The sequence below is a fragment of the Chlamydia ibidis 10-1398/6 genome, from assembly GCF_000454725.1.
GTDB lineage: Bacteria > Chlamydiota > Chlamydiia > Chlamydiales > Chlamydiaceae > Chlamydia > Chlamydia ibidis.
Genome location: NZ_APJW01000001.1, coordinates 42374 through 61851 on the forward strand (window position 1 = coordinate 42374; position 19478 = coordinate 61851).

Consider the following 19478-nt stretch of genomic DNA (forward strand, 5'->3'; position numbering starts at 1 on the left):
ATTTTACTCAAAAATAGCGCTTTTTTTTCAAAGTGGAGGAGAAACACTTGATCATTTGAGCTAAGTCGACTACACTCTTCTGCGGATATCTGCGCACCAGTAGCTCAGTGGATAGAGTACCTGGCTACGAACCAGGTGGTCAGAGGTTCAAGTCCTCTCTGGTGCGTCATTATTCATCCATTTCAGTGAGGATAGCAATGGAACCTCTATCAATTGGGAGACCCGCTCCAAATTTTACTGCTAAAGCGATAGTGAATGGCGAAATAAAAGAGATTTCATTAAAAGATTATCTCGGCAAGTATGTCATACTTTTCTTTTATCCTAAAGATTTCACTTACGTATGTCCTACCGAGCTCCATGCTTTTCAAGATTTGTTAGGTGATTTTGAAGACAGAGATGCTGTGGTCTTAGGCTGTTCAGTAGACGACCTAGAAACGCATCTATCTTGGCTAAACACCAAAAGAATCAATGGAGGAATTGAGGGGATAACCTATCCTTTAATTTCTGATACTACTCGTTCAATTTCTAAAGCTTATGGAGTTTTAAAACCTGAAGAGCAACTCTCACTTCGTGGAACATTCTTAATTGATAGAACTGGCATCATTCGTCATGCTGTAATTAATGATCTACCTTTAGGCCGTTCAACTACCGAAGAACTAAGAGTTCTTGAAGCTTTGATTTTCTTTGAACAAAATGGTATGGTTTGTCCCGCTAACTGGCAAAAAGGAGAAAAAGCCATGTTGCCGACAGATGAAGGACTCAAAGAGTATTTTAGTACTATCGACTAAATTTTTACCCACGGTTCTCCGTGGGTTTCTTTTTGTTTAATCAAAGTCTTAAAGTGACCGACTAAAAGTAAGTAAATCGTAGAGATCTTGCTCTTGAAATAACAAAAGACTGCCGTGCTTTTGACACAATGAACGAGAGGCTTCGATAATACTTTGATCTCCAACACCTGGGAGAGCAATGGCAATTATGTTCTTCAAACTGGTCTGGGTGTTCAGAAAATGCAGGCCATAAAAATAGCTGTCTATACCGTAGCCTTCTTCTTCTACTCTGAAGTAAAGAACATCGTATTGATACATCAGTGCCTGTATAGCTAAAGTGATGCCTAAGCTATTACTACCACTTCCGAGGTAATCATATAGATCTCCTATACTACAACATAAATATGCCGTATCGTAGCTTCCTCTTTCTGCTTCACCGAATAAAGCTATTGTGGATTTCATCTGAAATAAATAATTCGGAGTTTATTTCAGACAATACAAAAGTTGTTTTTTATTATCTATATCTAGAGAATACCAGAGATAACGAGAATTAAAATTGTTATTTCTTATGCTTTGGTAAAGAAAGCTTTTGATTAGCATAAATAACATCAGACTCTAATTTATTGAGTTTTTTCAACTCACTAACAGAAATTTGATACTTTGTAGCAATTTTTCCTAGAGTTTCTCCAGATTTTACAACGTGAATATGCTCAGGAACGTGGTCTGAGAAGTCGGGATATGCCTCGAGAGATGACCCGTCAACCAAAGCAAGTAGGGAACGCCTTAGTAAACGAATATCTTGAGAAAGTACCTTATTGTCTTTTTGAATTTCTTGAAATTTTGTTTGAATGCTAGACTGCATATCTTTAACTAAAGCTGTTAATACTGATAGCGTTTTCGCTAAAGTTTTCTGCTCAATTTCAAGTTGATGTATTTTTTTTGCAAATTCTTCAGGCTTAGCAGAAGACAGTTTTTCTAGCCTTGTTTCCTGCTCATCTAAACGTTCAGAAAGTAGTACTAACTCTGATTCGCACGACATTAACTTACGAGAAGCATCCTCCACTTCTGCAAGTACAACTTGCAAAGAAGGGGATTTTCCAACACCACAACAGATACTGGAGAAACCCCATAACAACGAAAAAACTAAAAACTGAATAACTCTAACGGGCATGTATTTTAAACTCTGTTCGCCGATTTTGTTGCCAGGCTAGTTCATTGTGTCCTAAATTAAGCGGTTGTTCTTTCCCATAGGAAATAGTAAATAAACGTTCTGCGGAAATTCCTTGTTTTATCAGATATTGCTTCACTGCATTAGCTCTTCGAGATCCCAAAGCAAGGTTATAAGCTGCAGCCCCACGTTCATCTGTATGACCGGCTATATACAATGTAGCCTTGGGAGTTTTTTGCAAATGACGTACTAAACTTGACAAAATGGCCAGATTTTCCTCACCTTTGATTGTATAACTATCGGTAGCAAAAGTAATGTTACGGAAAGCAGCATGACTGCTAGTTTTGTACAACTGCTCCTCCCTAGAATCATACACTTCCGCAGAGAAGCTCTGATTTAACTCTTCATCAGAATACAAAGGAACAAAAGCACAAGAGCCTGTTTTTTGTTTACAACTCCTACAAGCATCTTCCCAGTCACCACAATGATATGAGCATGAAGATAAAGATAATAAACTAAGTAAAAAGCAACTCAGCAAAGTTACATTTTTTTTTCTCATGAGATTCCCTTCATTGGTTGTGGGAGAAATGCTCCCCAAGAAGGGAAACGTTTTTCTCCTGATCCTATAGCAATTTTTCTTGTTTTTTGGGTAATCAGACTTAATAAATAAAGATCAGACAAACCGGCCCCACCAGAACTAAAAACAAGATGACTACTGTCTGCTGCCCAAGAAGGACTTTCTTTATCTCCTGGTGTTGTGGTCAACTGGTAATCTTTACCAGTTGAAATATCGTAACAACAAATCTGACGCACCCCCTTAATTACAGAGCAAAAAGCTATTTTTTTACCATCTGGAGACCATGCAGGGCAACTGCTATTTCTATATTTTTTTGTAAGCAAGCGCGGTGCTTGTATTTGAGGATCAACTTGCATGATATAAAGCCTAGGAACACCATCCTTGTTGGAAACGAACACTATCCTCGATCCATCAGGGCTAAAAGTAGGGTTTCCTTGTGTCCCAAAGGTTTCATCAAGGATGCGTCTGGGTTCCCCCTTAGCTCCAGAAACTAAAGAAAAAGACTGCAAAAATAAATCTGGATTACCGTAAGCATCAGAAATAAAGGCTAGCAGTTTTTTTCTAGGGGAAAAAGCTGGCATAAACTGATTCCCTTTTAGGGATAATATTTTTCTTCCTTGAGCGTTCTGCAAGGAACCCAAAAAAATCTTAGGAATGCCTGACCTATAAGAAACATAAATATAAGAATGGTCAGAACCAACGCCCAGCCATTTTGGTGTAATCGATAAAGTGTTCTCTTTTGTTAAAGGATGCAAATTCTTCCCATCATAGTCTACAGACCACAACTCTCCTTGCTTTAATTCTTGCCCACTACAATCTTTACTCAAAGAAAAAATAATCTTTCCCGAGCTAATACCTAAAACATGGGTAAAAGCAAGGTGTATTTGATCAGCAATTTGGTGAATACTCTGTCTGTTTTCTCCTAAATCCTCAGTTAAAATGACTGATGCTAATCTGCGAGGCTCTTGGTTATCCTTAGAAACAAAAAAGGTTAATTCGGGATACCGACAATAGATGGTTACAATACGTTCTCCTGACGCTACATTTGCATCAACTAAAAATGGTTCTAAACGATCTCCTAGAGCTAAATCTCTAAGAAACACTGTGCAGATGGAACGGGCATATGCCTCTTGTTTAGCATCGCCAGCAAGATGCTTGAAAACAACATGCACTGGCAACAAAGTATTTTCCGCACGTACTACTACTTCTAAATCTTTAGCATAGGAAACAACCATACTAAATAGAAGGAAAGTGCTAACAAAAATACGTAGTAACATTTCCAAGAACCTATGGTAGATTAAGAGTCATTACTGAGAAGTTTAATGTGAAAAGTGATGTTTTTTGAGATTGTGTATTTATCTGAAAATTTTTTAAAAGGAATTTTACGAATTTTTGCGAGAAGAATCTCTTGATCAATGCTATTGATATGAGATAGAAACACGCATTCTTTCAACTCTCCTTGGGGAGTGATGGTGATTTTTAAACGCACTTCTCCTAAAAACGGTAGCACCACATGTTCACGAATCAATTGGCATAGTACCTCTTCTTGAGAAGCTACTAGTGAAGAATCTATAGCAACTGATTTTTGTGATACCCAAGCTGTATTGTTCACACGTTCGGTAGTCTCATCTAAATGTTGAGATAACGCTTGTGTCAGACCGACTAACGTTTGTAATTTTTTTTGATCGATTTTATTTTTTTTTACTTCTTTGAATTGTGACGTTGATGGTTTTTCTTGAGCAATTAAAGGTTTCTTTCTGTCTTCTTTCTCTGTCTCATGCCTAGGATGTGGCGATTTTTCTCTAACAACGGGAACGACTTGTTTAGATGCAACCTGAGTCTTTAAAGCCTCTTCCATAACGATTTCTTCTTTAGGAAGAGAAATAAGACTCTCTTTAAACACGACAATTTTGGGCGTTTTTTTTACCCGTGGAGACGCACACAAACAAACGAAAAAACACACATGTGCCACAGCAGCAAAAAGTACGTGGGGAACAAAGGTTCTGATAATCTTCATATTGCGACCAAACATCTCTTTTTTAAAAAGAGAATTAGTGTTGTAAAGCCACGTGTAATTCGTGAAATCCAGCAGATTCTATAATAATTTTTACCTCCTGGTATAGCCTGAAAGGCGTATCCCCATCCTGAAGGAGAACAGGTACCCTATGAGGGTACTGTTTATGTAGAAGAGACAGCTGAGTCTGTAATTCTTTCAAAGACATTTTATGGTCATTCAACGCAATAGTTTTATCGGCGAATATCTTAATTAGAGTGGGGGCATCTTCGTCCTTCCCTAACACTTTATGATCCTTAGCCCCAGGAGCTAATGCTATAGAATCTAAACGTATCATAGGCATAGCAATCATGAAAGCCATCAAAATTACAAATACAATATCAATTAACGGAGTTAAATTAACTGTGGGATCTTCTTCAGACTCTTCAAAAAAATGACGTCTCATAAGTTAGTTTGACGATATTTAACTTCTATAGAATTGAGTAAAAGGTACGCTGTTTGTTCTATTTCCAAAATCAAAAGTGAGGAATGAGCTCTAAGATAATTAAATCCAATCAGCGAAGGAATTGCTACAAACAATCCAACAATCGTGGTTCCTAAAGCAGTTGCCAATCCCTCCATCATGGTTGCCCCTCCAGCATGGCCCATACTAATGTGAGAAAATGACACCAGTATACCCCACACAGTACCTAACAACCCTAAAAAGGGGGCTAAGCTAATTGTTGTTGCCGGGATAAAATTATTTTTTTGCATAATAGCGCGATATTTTGGCATAACCGCGCCTAAAAGAGTTTCTAGAGACTGTATGTCTTCATTAGACAAGACGGGGCCGTGATCAGGAGATCTCTGACGATTTTTATCCAAAAGCTCTAGAGATCCGCGTTTGATTGTAAAATATAAATCAGTGAAAGGACTTAGTTCGGGATGAATATCTAGAGAAAGAGGGGCATGACGATTCTTGATTAAGAAATCTTTAAGAGACCGACCAGAAGCAAGAAATTTTTTTTGAACGGCTAATTTTTGATGGAGCACAGTCCAAGTACATAAAGAGATAATCAATAAACTAAAAAATATCCCTTTACCAAATAAATCTGCTTCCCAGTAAGCGTGAATAATAGGGTTGTTCATGAATTCTAACATGGATAATTAAAGGTTCTTTACCTATTTGGAAAGTAAGGACGATCCTAGCAAATTTCTGCTATAGAGCCAAGCAGCTTTTGTTAAAGAAATTTACCAATCTATTTAAAAAAATAAAATTAAGCATCGTGTATAATTAAATACTTATTTTTGAAAAGTGTGGGATTGTTTTGAGCAAAATTAAAAACTTTTTCCAAAAATTACTAACAATAGGCTTCTGCTCAACTGCTATGCTTTTGTGCAGTTTGCAGGAAGGACATGCTCGCGAAATGGGCGCATCTTCTTCTCATGCTTCCCTAATTTCTGAAGTATCTCGTATCGCACAGGGGAATACTTTCCGAATAGCTGTGAAAATTTCTGTCGACAAAGGAAGTCACATCTACTGGAAAAATCCAGGAGAGATTGGTAGCCCTTTGAGAATCCAATGGATATTACCTGAAGGATTTTCGGTAGAAAAAGAACATTGGCCCACTCCCAAAGTTTTCGAAGAAGAAAATATAACTTTCTTTGGTTATGACGACTCTGCTTTTATCATCGCTGATCTCCGTGCTCCGGAAGCTATACATTCTAATGAAGTTACGATTGGCGCACACGTAGAGTGGTTAGCTTGTGGAGAACATTGTATCCCTGGTGATGAACATTTAGAGATTTCTCTTCCTTGCGGCAATAGCAGTATCTCATCATCCGAACGCTCTCAAGAATTTGCACAGGCCTTACATTTGACGCCGCATCCCTTAGAGGATAACCAATTAATCGCATTTACTCATGGAGAAGAAGGAGAAATCATCCTAAGCTTAGCTCATCATAATGAAAATGCTGAAAAAGCTTGGTTCATTTCTGAAACCGCAAACCAAATCGTTGCGTATGCAGAGAGCTCTACAAAAGAAGCGCAAGGCACTGCATGGAACTTAAAAATTAAAAATCTAACAAACATAAAGAAGGATGACCATCTTGAAGGCGTCCTTTTGCTTACTGACAAAGCTGGCAAGAAGGTCGAATCTTTTGCTATTCGCGGACAACTAACGAGTTCTCCTGACTTAAGTACGTCTTTATCAGGATTTATGATGACTCTAGCTATGGCATTCTTAGGTGGACTACTTCTTAACATCATGCCTTGCGTTCTTCCACTTGTCACCTTAAAAGTATATGGATTGATTAAGTCCTCTGGGGAAAATCGCACCTCAGCGCTTTCTAATGGGTTGTGGTTTACATCTGGTGTAGTAGGATGCTTTTGGATATTAGCCGGGGTAGGCTTTCTCTTAAAAACCTTAGGACATAATATTGGATGGGGTTTTCAATTACAGGAACCAGCGTTTGTTTCAGTCCTAGTAATTATTTTCTTTTTATTTGCTCTCAGTTCGTTAGGTCTATTTGAAATTGGAACTACCTTTTCCAACTTAGGCGGGAGAATACAAGCTCATAGGTGTCAGAATAAATACGTGAGTTCTTTTTTTAATGGAGTCTTGGCGACTTTAGTTACAACACCTTGTACAGGACCATTTTTAGGCTCGGTTTTAGGCTTAGTTATGTCACTGTCGTTTAGCAAGCAAATTACGGTATTTACTGCCATAGGACTGGGTATGGCTCTACCCTATCTATTATTTGCTATATTTCCAAAATTACTGGTTATACTTCCCAAACCGGGTAGCTGGATGAACACATTTAAACAAGTTATGGGTTTTATGCTTTTAGCAACTGTTACTTGGCTTTTATGGGTGTTTGGTTCAGAGACTAGCATGTCAGCATTGGTCTTACTAATCTCTGGACTGTGGTTAGCAGGCTTCGGGGGATGGGTTCTAGGCAAGTGGGGAACGCCAATATCTTCAAAAAGACTTAGACTAACTGCTTATGCAGTATTTGTTATGTGTCTAGGAGGAGCCATCATGTCTGGCATCTTTGGAGCAAATCAATTTAAAAATGATCCACAATACCTAGAAAATTATAATTCTGAGGACTGGCAACCTTTCTCCTATGAAAAGTTAGATCAACTCAGGAAAGAAGGAAAAGCAGTATTCGTAAACTTTACTGCAAAATGGTGTCTAACATGCCAAATGAACAAACCCATCTTACACTCTAAAATTGTTCGAGAGAAGTTTAAATCACGTAATATTGTTATGTTAGAAGCTGATTGGACTAGAAAAGATCCTGGAATTACAGAAGAATTAGCACGTTTGGGCCGCGCTAGCGTTCCAACCTACGTTTATTATCCTGAGAACCAATCAAAACCTGTAATCCTGCCTGAGAGAATCTCACAAGCTCTTTTAGAGGAAGTAGTTTTTTCTAAATAAACTACAGCAAAAGTACCTTCAAGAAGAAACATTTCTTGGAGGTATTTTTTGTTTTAACAACACTATATTTATAGTAGAATCCTCATCAGCTGAGAAGGCGTGCTTATCTATCACTTAGCACTTTTCAGCCTCTTTCCTAATTTTGAAATATTGTATTAACATGACGTTAGCATCTTCTTTATTTTCTCCAGAGGATTTTCCGTTTCCCGAACTTATTACAGAGGCGGATTACGCTTGGGATATCTTATCTTTGATTAAGAAAAAACTCTCTTCACATATATTTTCAGGGATTCACGGAACTGTAGAATCTGGAGTCTATTTGAAAAACCCAGAGACCATAGAAATTAGTAAAGATGCATATGTTGAATCTGGTGCGTATATCGTAGGACCTTGTATACTAGGTCCCGGAACACAGGTCCGCCATGGCGCTTATTTACGTGGTGGGGTTATAACAGGAAGCTGTTGCGTTATTGGGCATTGCACAGAAGTTAAAAATGCCTACTTCGGCCACTATGCAAAAGCCGCCCATTTTGCTTATATCGGTGATTCAGTGTTAAGCGCTGAAGTGAATCTCGGAGCTGGGGTACGTTGTGCAAACTTCCGTCTTGACGGGAAAGAAATCTTCGCTATCGCCGAAAATGAGAAAATACCAACCAACTTAAGAAAAGTTGGAGCCTTTCTGGGTAAGAAAGTTTCTGTGGGTTGTAATGTTGTGATCAACCCAGGCCACTGTATTCCAGCCTATTCGAAAATTCACCCAGGCAAGGTGATCTAGTTTCAGAGATATTTTTATGACTATAGAAGAAGTAATAACATCCTATCGCAAACAAATAGAAGAGGCGTTGCAGGATTCATTAAATGATTTTGGAGCCAAGGGAGAATCTATAAGAGAACCGGTCGAATATGCTTTAATGAGCGGAGGCAAACGCATTCGACCAATTATGGTCTGTATGGTTGCTCACGCTTTAGGATTAAACAGAGACGTTATCGACTCTGCGTTATCTATAGAGTTTATTCATACATCCACCTTAATAGCAGATGACCTGCCTTGCATGGATAACGATGATGAACGTCGTGGCCGTCCTACGGTACATAAAGCCTTTGACGAAGCATCTGCATTATTGGCATCCTATGCACTAATTCCAGCCGCGTATGCTCGTTTGCGAACGAACGCTAAAAAATTAAAACAGCGAGGGGTTCACCCAGAAGATGTAGACACCGCATATGACACCATCCTAGATATCACGGATAGAAATTTTGGGGCTCACGGCATTTTGGGAGGACAGTATGATGATATGTTCTTCCAAAACAAAGGGTCTGATCATGTTCTAGAAATTATTGGAAAGAAGACAGGTTCTTTGTTTGAAATTTCTTGTTCTGCAGGATGGCTATTCGGAGGTGGGTCGCATACATGTATTCCCCAGATTGTAGAGTTTTCAAAACATTTTGGTAGAATTTTCCAAATAAAAGACGACATTCTGGATATAGAACAAGATCGTCAAGATGTAGGATTAAACTACGCCCTACTGTTTGGCCAAGACAAAGCTATGCAGGCCTTAGAAAATTCAACTAATAGTTGTTTAGCGATACTCGATGCTCTTGAGCAGTACGGATTAAAAGACAACTCTCAGCTAAAAATGCTGATAGAATACATGAATGTAAGGAAGTTTTAGAATATCTGGGTGAGAGGATTTGAACCTCCGCCCCCTTGCACCCCATGCAAGTGCGCTACCAGGCTGCGCTACACCCAGAAAATGTCATTACAGGCAAGTAATACCTTCAAATTGAAATTCGCATTTTTTGAATTCTGCAACACCAATTTGTGCGCATCGTTCAACGATCATTTCCAAAGAATCACCAGAAGATACATCTGCCGCCTCTATATCTACGGCTATGGAAGCAGTGAATGTTGCTCCTCCTTTCTCTCCTTTAACTTTAAAGTTTACGAACATACCTTGTTTTGTTTTTGAGATGTTCTTAAACCTAACTAAGTTATTATCAATAAGATTCTTCATTAGAGTTCTTTGTTTATGGAATCAATAGTCCCAATTATAAGAGTAAATCCCAAATAACTGGAGCTACAAAAGTTACCCACTATGCTATATAAATAGAGAAATATAACGCAATGCTTAGATACGAAACGTGCTACTAAGCATGGTTTTTAGAAAGTTTAATAAAAATCTTTTTACCAAATCTTTGCAGTAGATTGGAGCGTTTAGCGAAAGTAAAAGATAAGCAAGCCCTTACAAATACCAACTATTCCTATTCTTTGAACACAACAGGAGACCTTGAGTCTTCATCAATGACATAAACCAAAAATACTGTTAAAGAGAGCCTAAAAACTTGACTTTTCCTCTCTTTATTTTATGCCAAGAATAGATAGTTTGATTTTCGATGAGTTAATCTCCAAACAAGAATTCACTCCGATAGAAAAAATTTTATGTTTTGAAGATGATCAAGAATTTCAAGCATACAAATCTACAAAACTCCAATCTCCCTTAGCTGCTAGAAATTTAAAAATCTCTAGACAACTTGCAGCTTATATTCTTACAGATAAGGGAGAGATAGATAACGTCAGAGTTGTTGAAGCTATAGAAGCTTTATCTCAAAAACTTTATCCCTTAGGCCCACACAGACATAGCGAAGCCAAGCAAAGGGAGCACATCTTAAACGCACTCAAAGTAGTAAAAGAGGATACTACAATAAGAGATAGGATAAAGAAAATGTTTCTTCCTTCTCATAAATCTGTTCAGGATTTAATTCGCCATACTCTTGCTCTTCCTGAATCAGCTACTCTTACAACAGTACATGTGAGGCAAGCAGCTATAGCTGCATTATTTTCCTATCTACGTCAAGATGTAGGATCTTGCTTTGCTTCATCTCTTGCTATCTTGATTCACGAAGAATATCCCAGCAAATTCATCGCAGACATCGATGATCTACTATCTTCAGGCAAACTAACTAGAGTAATAGGAACAAAAGAAATATCTGTTCCTATTAATTTATCGGGATGTATCGGAGAGCTTTTTAAAAGCTTAAGAATAATAGACTTATATCCAGATCCTATTAAAAAACTATCCTTATCTCCAGGGCTTCAAAAAGCCTTTATAGAGGCGCAAATAATTGACACCTTGGACAATCCTCAAGTATGCCTGCAACAACTTTTATCTCACGAATATCTGTTGCAAAAACTAAGATTTTTAGATGATACCATAACAACTAATGATATCCTAAAAAGTACTCTACTACACTATTACAATATCACAGAAAATACTGTTAAGGGGTTACTGTTACAAGAAGGCTTCCATAATAAAGAACAAGTTTTCTTTACTACACAGTATTCTAATAAGCTTTCCGATACACAACGAGCTTTTAGTTATCTTACAGCTTATGAAAACGCTAAAATGGCTTTCATAAACGATACTCAAAATCGTTTACTTAAATCTTGGGAATACACATTAGCAACATTAGCTGATGCTACAGATTCACCGACATTCGCTCATATATCTATAGCATTAGGATGGAATTCTAAAGAGCGTGATAGTTTGTTTCTTACAATCACAACATTCATAGACGAAGAAACAAGCATAGCTAAAGAACTTGTTGATAAATGCGAACAAACATACCAGGAAGCACAAAGCCAACTGCAGTATATTGAAAATCGGATGAGAAATCCTTTCAATGAACAGGACAGCAAAATCCTATCCATGGATTATATGCGTTTCCGGCAAGAACTAAACCAAGCTTTGCAAGACTGGAATTCAGCTCAGAATAAGATTAAAAAATTGCTAGCTCTTCCTGAATACTTATTAAAATTCTATCAAAAACAGCTTCCCATATATTTTAGAAGTTCTTACGACGCATTTATTCAAGAATTCTCACATATCATAGGAGATGCACCAGCAGGATTTCGCATTTTATTCACACACGGAAGAAGCCATCCGAATGCATGGACTCCCATTTACTCAATTAATGAATTTATTCATGCTTTGTCAGATTTTTTTTCATCAACGGAAACAGATCTATTGGGAAAACAAGGAGTCGTTGGTTTAGAAAAAGAAACTTCTGCTCTCATTCATCGTATTATTTCTATGCTTCACAAAGAAACATTCCAAGAAGCAGCAATTACTAGAGTATTACAAGCTTATGGTATGCCCGTTCCTAATAATGTTTTAAGTAATCTCAGTAAAATCATACACACGCCGTGGGTATATGTTTCTGGAGGAACTGTAGATTCTTTGCTTATAGATTATTTTGAAAATACAGATTCAGTAACAACTTTAAATAAACATCCAGAAAACCCACATGAATTAGCTGCATTTTTCTCAGATGCTCTTAAAGATTTACCAATAGGAATTAAAAACTACATAGAATCAGGGTCTCATAAACTAATAGCTTCGTCTCCAACACACGTATTCTCAGTCGTAGCTGGATGTCCTATGTTTAGAGATTCATGGGATAATGATTGGTATAGTTATACATGGTTAAGAGATGTTTGGGTGAAGGAACAACAAACCTTTTTAGATTCGACTATATTATCCCAACAAGGCATTTATAACTTCATTGAAAGGTTTTGTAAAAAATATCATCTCCAAAAAATTAATCATGATTTTCATGATTTTTTTTCTGACCTTTCTCTAAGTATTCCTGAGATGTATGACAAAGCAACACGATTTCTCAAAGAAATTTTTTCAAAACCTGAAGACGCTTATAGTTTATATTTAAAAAGATTTTCTCAAAATCTAGTCCACGATCTTCCTTATGTATCAGATCAACAGCTGCCTGAAATTATTGACAACGTTGCAGCATACCTAGGAATACCTTCACGTCTAACTTATGATAAATTTTCCGACATAATTGAACGGTTTATCCCTAAAATGTCTCTTTTATCTTCTGCAGATCTCCGACATGTATTCAAAGGAATGCTAATGAGTAGTTACCAAACGGTATATTTTCAAGAAGATATGTTCCTGAGGTTGGTAACAGCAATGAGGCACCATAAATTATGTTATCCAGCGCCCTTATTATTTGGGGACACAAATTGGGCGTACTATTACTTTGGATTTATTCTCCATCCAGGAACACGAGAAATCGATCTATGGAGGTTTAACTATGCAGGGTTACATGGAGAACCCCTAGACAATAGAAAAGATTTATTTTCAGTAGATAAAACATGGACTCTATACAGTAACCCAATAGATTACGGCATGCCACCACCACCAGGATATCGAAGTCATATGCCTAAAGGATTCTTTTAGGATTTTTTCTTTGTTCTAAAAATAGAAGCGAACAAACTTTTTAATGAAAACTTCGAAATATCTCTTCCAAGAGCGGAAATATTTTCCGTTAAAGGAAGTTTTTTTGGACAAACACGCACACAATTATGTGCCTGCCCGCATCCCTCAATTCCATCTTTTCCCATTAAAATTCGCAAACGTTTCTTAGAAGATTTGTCTCCAGGATAGGTATTGAAAAGGCGCACTTGAGCTAATGCTGCTGGGCCTATGAATTCATTTTTTTCGCTAATCTGAGGACAAGCTTCAGTGCAACATCCACACGTCATACACATCGACAAAGCATACATTAACTCTTGATCTTCTTGAGACACTTTAGGACCAAAAGTTTCTCCATTAGTCTCACTCTCCACCCAACCTTGCACTTTTTGCAAATTGTCAAACATCACAGACCTATCTACCATAAGGTCTCTGATAAGAGGGAATTTAGTCAAAGGAGCTAGAGTAATTTCTCGAGAACCTGTGGATTCGATATACTCTTTAATTAGAGCCGTACATGCTTGACGTGGAACACCGTTTACAAGAAGAGCACAAGAACCACATACTTCTTCCAAACACCCCTGTTCCCAAACGACAGGATTCACAGTCTCTCCAAAACAATTTACGGGGCGCTTTTCTATTTCCATCAAAGCGCTAATTACATTTTCACCTGGATGAAGTTCCAATTCAAAGCTTTCCCAATATTGATTTCCTGGGACACCACGATAAATTTTAAGTATGAAAGTTTCGGGAATATCCATAATTTTGGTACCTCTATACAGGCAAACTCACTTTCTCTGGTAAATTCTTCAGCTCTACTTTAGATGTAGTAGCTTTCGTATAGTCTCTTTTCGCTGGCGCTACATGACGAATATCCACAGACAAGTAGGAGATATCTGGTTCATCGGCATGATAATGTGCCAATGTGGTTTTTAACCAATTTTCATCATCCCTATGTGGAAATTCTATTTTGTTATGAGAACCTCTAGACTCATTTCGCAACAAAGCTCCCTTAGTAATTGCTAAAGCTAATTCCAACATAGGACGCATTTGACGAACAAAATGAAATGTCTTATTAGCAAATTTGGATGCATCATGCACTGAGACTCTTTCTAATCTCTCCCGGTATTCTTTGAGTTGATTAATGGTATGTTCTAGGTCTTTATTGTTTCTTTTTACCGTTACATTCTTTACCAATAACTTAGCCATCTCTTCATGTAAAAGAAAAATATTTTCTCCTCCAGATTGAGATAGAAGACGAGCATTTTCTTCTTTTTCTTTCTGCAGAGCCTGAGAGATTTCTTGACTTGTTGCTTTACAAGCTCCATTTGCCTCTATATACCTAGCAGCTTCTTCTCCAGCTACTAATCCAGCATACAAACATGACAACAAAGAGTTAGCTCCTAAACGATTAGCCCCGTGATACTGAAAATCAGACTCACCACAATTAAAACAACCAGGGATGTTCGTCATTTGTCTGTAACGAACATGCCTATCAGAATCATCAGCTGCTGGCCAATCCACCCAAGCACCCCCCATAGAATAGTGTACTGCTGGAAAAATCCTCATGGGTGTGGTATTAGGATCTTCTCCTGTAAATTTCTTATATATATCTAAAACAACCTCTAGTTTATGCCTTGTTGATTGAGGTAGGTGAGTAACATCAAGATACACCTCCATACGTCCATTAATTCCTAATCCAGCTTCACATACCTGCAAAATTGCACGAGCACCAACATCACGACTAACTAAATTTCCATAAGCGGGATACATATCTTCTAGGAAATACCATGGTTCCCCAGTAACCCCACAAGGACGTTCAGAACCGTCTGGGAAAATAATTTTCTTTGAAGAATCTCCTGGAACCCAGACTCGTCCTCCTTCACCACGCACAGATTCTGATATCAATCTTAGTTTATCAATCCCAGGAATTGCCGTAGGGTGAATCTGAATAAATTCAGGATTGGCATACACCATACCCTGCATAAACAGTCTTCCATTAGCTGCTCCAGTACAAAAAGTCGAATTCGTAGACATTTTAAAGATCATTCCGGGACCACCGGTAGCAAAAATCACAGCGTCTCCTTCTAAAACTTCCAGACGATTGTTAAACAAATTCATTAAAACAATCCCACAAGTTCTTCCAGAGCTGTTAGTGATCAATCTTACAAACTCATGATTCTCTCGTTTTGTTACCTTTCCTTGGCATTCTCTTCTACGTACCTGCTCATCTAAGGTATACATGAGTTGTTGTCCGGTAGATGCACCACAAAAAACAGTCCTATGGTATAAGGTCCCACCAAAACGACGAACATCTAAATCCCCGGAAGGCATTCTATTGAATGGGCATCCAAAATTATCGAGCATACGGATAATTCTCGGTGCAGCTAAACACATTTCTAACACGGGAGGTTGATCTGCTAAAAAATCTCCTCCTTTGATCGTGTCATACGCATGTACATAAGGGGAGTCTTCTTCCTCAGGCTTCAAATTCAAAGCCGCATTAATTCCACCTTGAGCACAAACAGAATGGGATCTCTTGACCTTGGTTAGAGAAACAATATCGACTATGATACCAAGATCAGCCAATTTCATCGCCGCTGATAATCCTGCTAATCCTCCGCCAACTACAATAACCTTACGCCGTGCTTCCATACTTTTATGCCATGCTATATAAATTCCAAATCACGCTAACACCCATAGCTGCTACGACAATCATAGCGCTATAACATAAATTTCTTAAGATAGTTTGAGATCGCGAAGATATCACGATTCCCCAACGAGAACAAAATGTCCAAAAACCATTAAAACCATGAAAAGCAGCAGCTACAACTAAAATTGTATACAAAACAGCCATCCAAAACGACCCTAGAGTATCTCTAACTATGTAAAGAAAAGCTGTCCCAGAACTTGGGGTAAGAAGATAATGATCGCTATCTGATAGATATTCCACTTGATCACCACTTATATCATCTTTATCGAGTTGTATAGTTTCCATATTTGGTGCTTGAAAATTCATCGTGAAAAATCCATGAGTTCCATGGACTACCTTAGAGTATCTTGCAGAATCAATATTAACGACATAATATCTTTGCCCATGCACACTTACGTGTGCTGGGTAACGAATAAATCTAAATTGAACAACATGAAATACTAAACCAAACAACAATAACCATGCTGTTCTTCTTTGCCAGGTATAAGCAAAATTCCTAGAAAATCTAAGAGATGGGATATTCCCATAAGATCCTCCAGAATTACTCTTCCCCTGGAATAGATAAACTATACCAATAATAGCATGAGTTAAAAAAGGTAAAGCAAGGAAACCAACTTCTATCACCTTAAGGTAAGGAACCCGATGAAACATGTTCACTAAGGTAACAAACCCGCGTCCCTGAGAAAAATAGGAAGATGCTAACATATTTGTGAACATATGCTCACAAAGAAACAAACTAAACGCAACTCCTGACAATGAATGAATACAGCGCAAAATGAAACGTAAATAGTATCGTGACTGGTTCTGAGCTACATCGGAGCGTATTTCTGGATCTCGCATCATAAGCCCTTCTTTCACAAATCCTTTTCTATGCAAACATAGAAGTTTGTTGGGTATTATGTGAAGTAATTTTTATGAACAAAAACAAGACTCAGCACATGTAGGGAAAATAGTTCAAAAATAACAGCTTCTAATCCTAACAATGATTCAAAAATCGGTGCAGGTTACCACAAACGATAGATAGTAGGTCGTTTCTATTATATCCTTTGATCGTGCCAATAGTGTCTATTGTACGCGTAATATACGCAGGTTCGTTTTTTTTACCACGATGGGGAGTGGGGGCTAGAAATGGAGCGTCCGTTTCTATCAGCAGATGTTCTTCGGGAATTTCTGCAACCACGTTACGAAGATCTTCAGCGTTTTTGAAAGTAACAATTCCACTAATCGAAAGATACCATCCCTTAGATATCAATTCCTTAGCTTCTTCTAAAGAACCTGTAAAACAATGGAGCATACCTGGTTGAGATCGTGAATCATTGTGATAATAAAGATCTAACATACGGAAGAAATCAGAAAAAGCGCCGCGACAATGTACGACAAGAGGAAGTTGACAATCTAGAGCTAAATTGAAATATCTTTTCAAGACATCATGTTGGCGATCTACAGCTTCTTGATTTTTAGCAAATCCATAATCTAATCCTACCTCACCAATAGCTGATAACTTGCCAGCATGAGCTAATTCATAAAAATAACGAAAATCTTCTTCTATATCTAAGTGAGCATCTTGAGGAGGAGTGCCAGCCACATGACAAAATCTAATATCAGAAAAGCGATCAGCATAAGCAAATGAACGATTCAGTTCTTCTGCAGTAGTAGTAACGTTGACAACAAGAGAAACATCAGCGTCCTGAGCTCTTTTAAGAACCTGATCGATATCCTCACAAAATGCTTCATCAGAAAGATGTACATGGGCGTCAAATATCGCCATAAATCACTCCAAGGAAAAGCTTAAAATCTAAGATAAAAAAGATGATACAACTATTTTGCTAATACGAATAAAGAGCTTACTTCTATTAAAATCCGAGAAGAAACTAAGAAGAAGATTTTTTTCTCATCTCTTGTTTTAATCGCCCTAAATCCGTCTCCGAATAATCTACAAATCTCAAAAATATTTCATAAACAGGATTAAAACGAATTACCTCTTTAGCCATATCTGTCGCTATTTTTCTGTAACTATCATGACCTTGAGGTTGAGAACGTAGCTCGCACAACCATTGCAAAGCTCTACCATTGATATGGAAAAACCATCTAATGTTATAGGCTAGAGGAACAAGATATTGCGCTTCCTCTGGAAATTCTTGAGCAATTTGATCATAAGCCTCCCTTGCTCTCTCCATAGCCTCTCTAAACTGACTCTCCATAGGAGTATCTAAAAGCTGTGCAGGCATCTGGTATCCTAAATTAGTGGATAATAGTTGCCGTTCTTGAGTTAGAGTTCTATGACGCTGCAGGTCTCTATAAGCTCCGAAATCAGAAACAATGTCAAAACCAAAACTTACATTTTCTAACCCTCGAGGAGATTTGTGACGACGGTTTTCTCGAGATGAAGCTCCAGCTTCTAAAATACGCGTTAAATCTTCCATTGGCATGGAGCGGCAGATATCAATTAGAGTGTCATAAGAATGCTGGGAATAGGGAAATAGAAACCCTGCTGCCACTTTATAAATGCCATCAGGATCACCATAAACTAACTTTACTCTAGCATCTTTAGCAATTGGAGTATCTTCACCAAACTTTTCTGCAAGGCTAGTAAGCTGCTCTCTCAGAGTTTGCCAATATCCCAACATAGCCTGGTGATGATGATGATGAGATTCAGCTCGGCTAACAAAAGAGGGAATAATTTTCATTAATTCGACTAGAGAAGATTCTCCAATCTGTTTAATTTCGGAAAGATTGTGTCCTTGAATCTTATGCAAAAGAGTTTGCCAAAATCTACCGTTACCAAAAAAACCAAGATTCGTCAAAGTTGCGGCTGGAAGTAGACCTCGCAAACAATCCAAGACCTTAGCTCTCAAAGAAATCGTATATGCAGACTGCGATACTTCAGAATCTTTAGGATATATCTTCTCAAAATAACTTCTGACTTGAGGAATCAAATCCGAATACGTATCGAATAAAAAATCACAAGTGGTCAAAAATAGGTCTTTAAAGGCCGAGGTCATCAAAATAGGATCACGGTAGTATAAATACTCACCTCGAACTTTTTGATCAAAATACACGTATCTGGAAGACTTTTCTAAAGGAGACCCTCCAATCCGAGCATCTTCCAATATCTTTGCTGCTAGCATAGAAACGTTTTCAACAGCAAGATGGGCACCACCTAACTCGCCGATAGAATCATCACCATAGCCATCGAGAACTCTACGATAAAAATCAGAAGCCTTTTGAATTCCCACCTCAAAATCAGAACCTGATGGATCTAAAAAGCTACCACCCTCGCCCTCTAGGAATTCTTTTAAAAGCAAAGAACGTAAACCTAGTGTTGATCTGGAATATTTAGAGAATAATGCACCCTTTACAACTTCGGGAAGGTTTTTCAAAGCAAAAATATTGCTATTCAAATTGGTAACAAAGTGTAACAAACTTTTCTTTTGCTCTTCTGAAAACTCTTCGTCTCTGCTCAGCATCGAAAACCTCAAAAATTAAAAGCGTGCCATACAAATAGGAAAAACTAAAGCCTTTTTAGCTAAAAATGATGTTG

18 protein-coding genes and 2 tRNA genes are annotated in these 19478 nt (G+C 37.9%); 6 read left to right on the top strand and 14 right to left on the bottom strand.

Going from position 1 to position 19478, the window contains the following annotated elements:
* Positions 1–93: 93 nt before the first annotated feature.
* Positions 94–166 (top strand) — tRNA-Arg (locus H359_RS00185).
* Positions 167–197: 31 nt separating this feature from the next.
* Positions 198–788 (top strand): peroxiredoxin, encoded by a 591-nt coding sequence (locus tag H359_RS00190; protein WP_020370695.1) that lies wholly within the window; start codon positions 198–200, stop codon positions 786–788.
* Between the two features lie 48 nt (positions 789–836).
* Here the strand turns inward: H359_RS00190 and H359_RS00195 are convergent, their stop codons facing one another.
* The 7 genes from H359_RS00195 to H359_RS00225 all read right to left on the bottom strand — a co-directional run bounded on the left by H359_RS00195 (position 837) and on the right by H359_RS00225 (position 5666).
* Positions 837–1229, bottom strand: coding sequence for a hypothetical protein (locus tag H359_RS00195; protein WP_020370696.1), 393 nt, complete (start codon positions 1227–1229; stop codon positions 837–839).
* Between the two features lie 97 nt (positions 1230–1326).
* Positions 1327–1938, bottom strand: coding sequence for a LysM peptidoglycan-binding domain-containing protein (locus H359_RS00200; protein ID WP_020370698.1), 612 nt, complete (start codon positions 1936–1938; stop codon positions 1327–1329).
* Positions 1928–2494: an OmpA family protein gene (locus H359_RS00205; RefSeq protein ID WP_020370699.1), complete on the bottom strand. Its 567-nt coding sequence runs from the start codon at positions 2492–2494 to the stop codon at positions 1928–1930. The genes H359_RS00200 and H359_RS00205 overlap by 11 nt, the downstream gene beginning before the upstream one ends.
* Entirely contained in the window at positions 2491–3789 is a 1299-nt protein-coding gene (tolB, locus tag H359_RS00210) for a Tol-Pal system protein TolB (RefSeq protein WP_020370700.1), read from the bottom strand. Before tolB ends, H359_RS00205 begins: the two co-directional genes overlap by 4 nt.
* 20 nt (positions 3790–3809) lie before the next feature.
* Positions 3810–4529, bottom strand: a complete 720-nt coding sequence (locus H359_RS00215; protein ID WP_020370701.1) for an inclusion-associated protein — start codon at positions 4527–4529, stop codon at positions 3810–3812.
* 34 nt (positions 4530–4563) lie between these two features.
* Entirely contained in the window at positions 4564–4971 is a 408-nt protein-coding gene (locus H359_RS00220) for an ExbD/TolR family protein (protein ID WP_020370702.1), read from the bottom strand.
* Complete coding sequence (locus H359_RS00225; RefSeq protein WP_020370703.1) at positions 4968–5666, bottom strand: MotA/TolQ/ExbB proton channel family protein; 699 nt, start codon at positions 5664–5666, stop codon at positions 4968–4970. Before H359_RS00225 ends, H359_RS00220 begins: the two co-directional genes overlap by 4 nt.
* A 167-nt stretch (positions 5667–5833) precedes the next feature.
* Here H359_RS00225 and H359_RS00230 point away from each other — a divergent pair, with 167 nt between their 5' ends.
* The 3 genes from H359_RS00230 to H359_RS00240 all read left to right on the top strand — a co-directional run bounded on the left by H359_RS00230 (position 5834) and on the right by H359_RS00240 (position 9624).
* Positions 5834–7951, top strand: coding sequence for a protein-disulfide reductase DsbD family protein (locus H359_RS00230; protein ID WP_020370704.1), 2118 nt, complete (start codon positions 5834–5836; stop codon positions 7949–7951).
* 160 nt (positions 7952–8111) lie between these two features.
* Entirely contained in the window at positions 8112–8726 is a 615-nt protein-coding gene (locus H359_RS00235; RefSeq protein ID WP_020370705.1) for an LbetaH domain-containing protein, read from the top strand.
* A 16-nt stretch (positions 8727–8742) separates the two neighbouring features.
* On the top strand, positions 8743–9624 hold the full coding sequence (locus tag H359_RS00240) for a polyprenyl synthetase family protein (RefSeq protein WP_020370706.1): 882 nt from the start codon (positions 8743–8745) through the stop codon (positions 9622–9624).
* Positions 9625–9628: 4 nt separating this feature from the next.
* Here H359_RS00240 and H359_RS00245 read toward each other — a convergent pair.
* Positions 9629–9702: transfer RNA gene (locus H359_RS00245), tRNA-Pro, on the bottom strand.
* A gap of 9 nt (positions 9703–9711) precedes the next feature.
* Positions 9712–9966 carry a hypothetical protein gene (locus H359_RS00250; protein ID WP_020370707.1) on the bottom strand — a complete coding sequence of 85 codons (255 nt, stop codon included), beginning with the start codon at positions 9964–9966 and terminating at the stop codon, positions 9712–9714.
* A gap of 351 nt (positions 9967–10317) precedes the next feature.
* Between H359_RS00250 and H359_RS00255 the strand changes: the two genes are divergently transcribed.
* The gene (locus H359_RS00255; RefSeq protein WP_021119513.1) at positions 10318–13209 is read left to right on the top strand and encodes a hypothetical protein; all 2892 of its coding nucleotides are present in this window, start codon (positions 10318–10320) and stop codon (positions 13207–13209) included.
* Here the strand turns inward: H359_RS00255 and sdhB are convergent.
* From sdhB to H359_RS00280, 5 genes are all read right to left on the bottom strand, one after another.
* On the bottom strand, positions 13206–13985 hold the full coding sequence (gene sdhB, locus H359_RS00260; protein ID WP_035392245.1) for a succinate dehydrogenase iron-sulfur subunit: 780 nt from the start codon (positions 13983–13985) through the stop codon (positions 13206–13208). The genes H359_RS00255 and sdhB overlap by 4 nt on opposite strands.
* A gap of 13 nt (positions 13986–13998) precedes the next feature.
* Positions 13999–15879, bottom strand: a complete 1881-nt coding sequence (sdhA, locus tag H359_RS00265) for a succinate dehydrogenase flavoprotein subunit (RefSeq protein WP_020370710.1) — start codon at positions 15877–15879, stop codon at positions 13999–14001.
* Between the two features lie 4 nt (positions 15880–15883).
* Positions 15884–16777: a succinate dehydrogenase cytochrome b558 subunit gene (locus tag H359_RS00270; protein ID WP_020370711.1), complete on the bottom strand. Its 894-nt coding sequence runs from the start codon at positions 16775–16777 to the stop codon at positions 15884–15886.
* A 136-nt stretch (positions 16778–16913) separates the two neighbouring features.
* Positions 16914–17705, bottom strand: a complete 792-nt coding sequence (locus H359_RS00275) for a TatD family hydrolase (RefSeq protein WP_020370712.1) — start codon at positions 17703–17705, stop codon at positions 16914–16916.
* A 103-nt stretch (positions 17706–17808) separates the two neighbouring features.
* Positions 17809–19404, bottom strand: coding sequence for an FAD-dependent thymidylate synthase (locus tag H359_RS00280; RefSeq protein WP_020370713.1), 1596 nt, complete (start codon positions 19402–19404; stop codon positions 17809–17811).
* Between the last annotated feature and the right edge of the window lie 74 nt (positions 19405–19478).

What these genes read in the sequence shown, in the direction of transcription:
- H359_RS00235 (WP_020370705.1), top strand. Translation starts at nt 8,112, where the DNA reads ATGACGTTAGCATCTTCTTTATTTTCTCCAGAGGATTTTCCGTTTCCC.
- H359_RS00225 (WP_020370703.1), bottom strand. Translation starts at nt 5,666, where the DNA reads ATGTTAGAATTCATGAACAACCCTATTATTCACGCTTACTGGGAAGCA.
- sdhA (WP_020370710.1), bottom strand. Translation starts at nt 15,879, where the DNA reads ATGGAAGCACGGCGTAAGGTTATTGTAGTTGGCGGAGGATTAGCAGGA.
- H359_RS00255 (WP_021119513.1), top strand. Translation starts at nt 10,318, where the DNA reads ATGCCAAGAATAGATAGTTTGATTTTCGATGAGTTAATCTCCAAACAA.
- tolB (WP_020370700.1), bottom strand. Translation starts at nt 3,789, where the DNA reads ATGTTACTACGTATTTTTGTTAGCACTTTCCTTCTATTTAGTATGGTT.
- sdhB (WP_035392245.1), bottom strand. Translation starts at nt 13,985, where the DNA reads ATGGATATTCCCGAAACTTTCATACTTAAAATTTATCGTGGTGTCCCA.
- H359_RS00270 (WP_020370711.1), bottom strand. Translation starts at nt 16,777, where the DNA reads ATGCGAGATCCAGAAATACGCTCCGATGTAGCTCAGAACCAGTCACGA.
- H359_RS00195 (WP_020370696.1), bottom strand. Translation starts at nt 1,229, where the DNA reads ATGAAATCCACAATAGCTTTATTCGGTGAAGCAGAAAGAGGAAGCTAC.
- H359_RS00280 (WP_020370713.1), bottom strand. Translation starts at nt 19,404, where the DNA reads ATGCTGAGCAGAGACGAAGAGTTTTCAGAAGAGCAAAAGAAAAGTTTG.
- H359_RS00215 (WP_020370701.1), bottom strand. Translation starts at nt 4,529, where the DNA reads ATGAAGATTATCAGAACCTTTGTTCCCCACGTACTTTTTGCTGCTGTG.
- H359_RS00250 (WP_020370707.1), bottom strand. Translation starts at nt 9,966, where the DNA reads ATGAAGAATCTTATTGATAATAACTTAGTTAGGTTTAAGAACATCTCA.
- H359_RS00190 (WP_020370695.1), top strand. Translation starts at nt 198, where the DNA reads ATGGAACCTCTATCAATTGGGAGACCCGCTCCAAATTTTACTGCTAAA.
- H359_RS00200 (WP_020370698.1), bottom strand. Translation starts at nt 1,938, where the DNA reads ATGCCCGTTAGAGTTATTCAGTTTTTAGTTTTTTCGTTGTTATGGGGT.
- H359_RS00220 (WP_020370702.1), bottom strand. Translation starts at nt 4,971, where the DNA reads ATGAGACGTCATTTTTTTGAAGAGTCTGAAGAAGATCCCACAGTTAAT.
- H359_RS00275 (WP_020370712.1), bottom strand. Translation starts at nt 17,705, where the DNA reads ATGGCGATATTTGACGCCCATGTACATCTTTCTGATGAAGCATTTTGT.
- H359_RS00205 (WP_020370699.1), bottom strand. Translation starts at nt 2,494, where the DNA reads ATGAGAAAAAAAAATGTAACTTTGCTGAGTTGCTTTTTACTTAGTTTA.
- H359_RS00240 (WP_020370706.1), top strand. Translation starts at nt 8,743, where the DNA reads ATGACTATAGAAGAAGTAATAACATCCTATCGCAAACAAATAGAAGAG.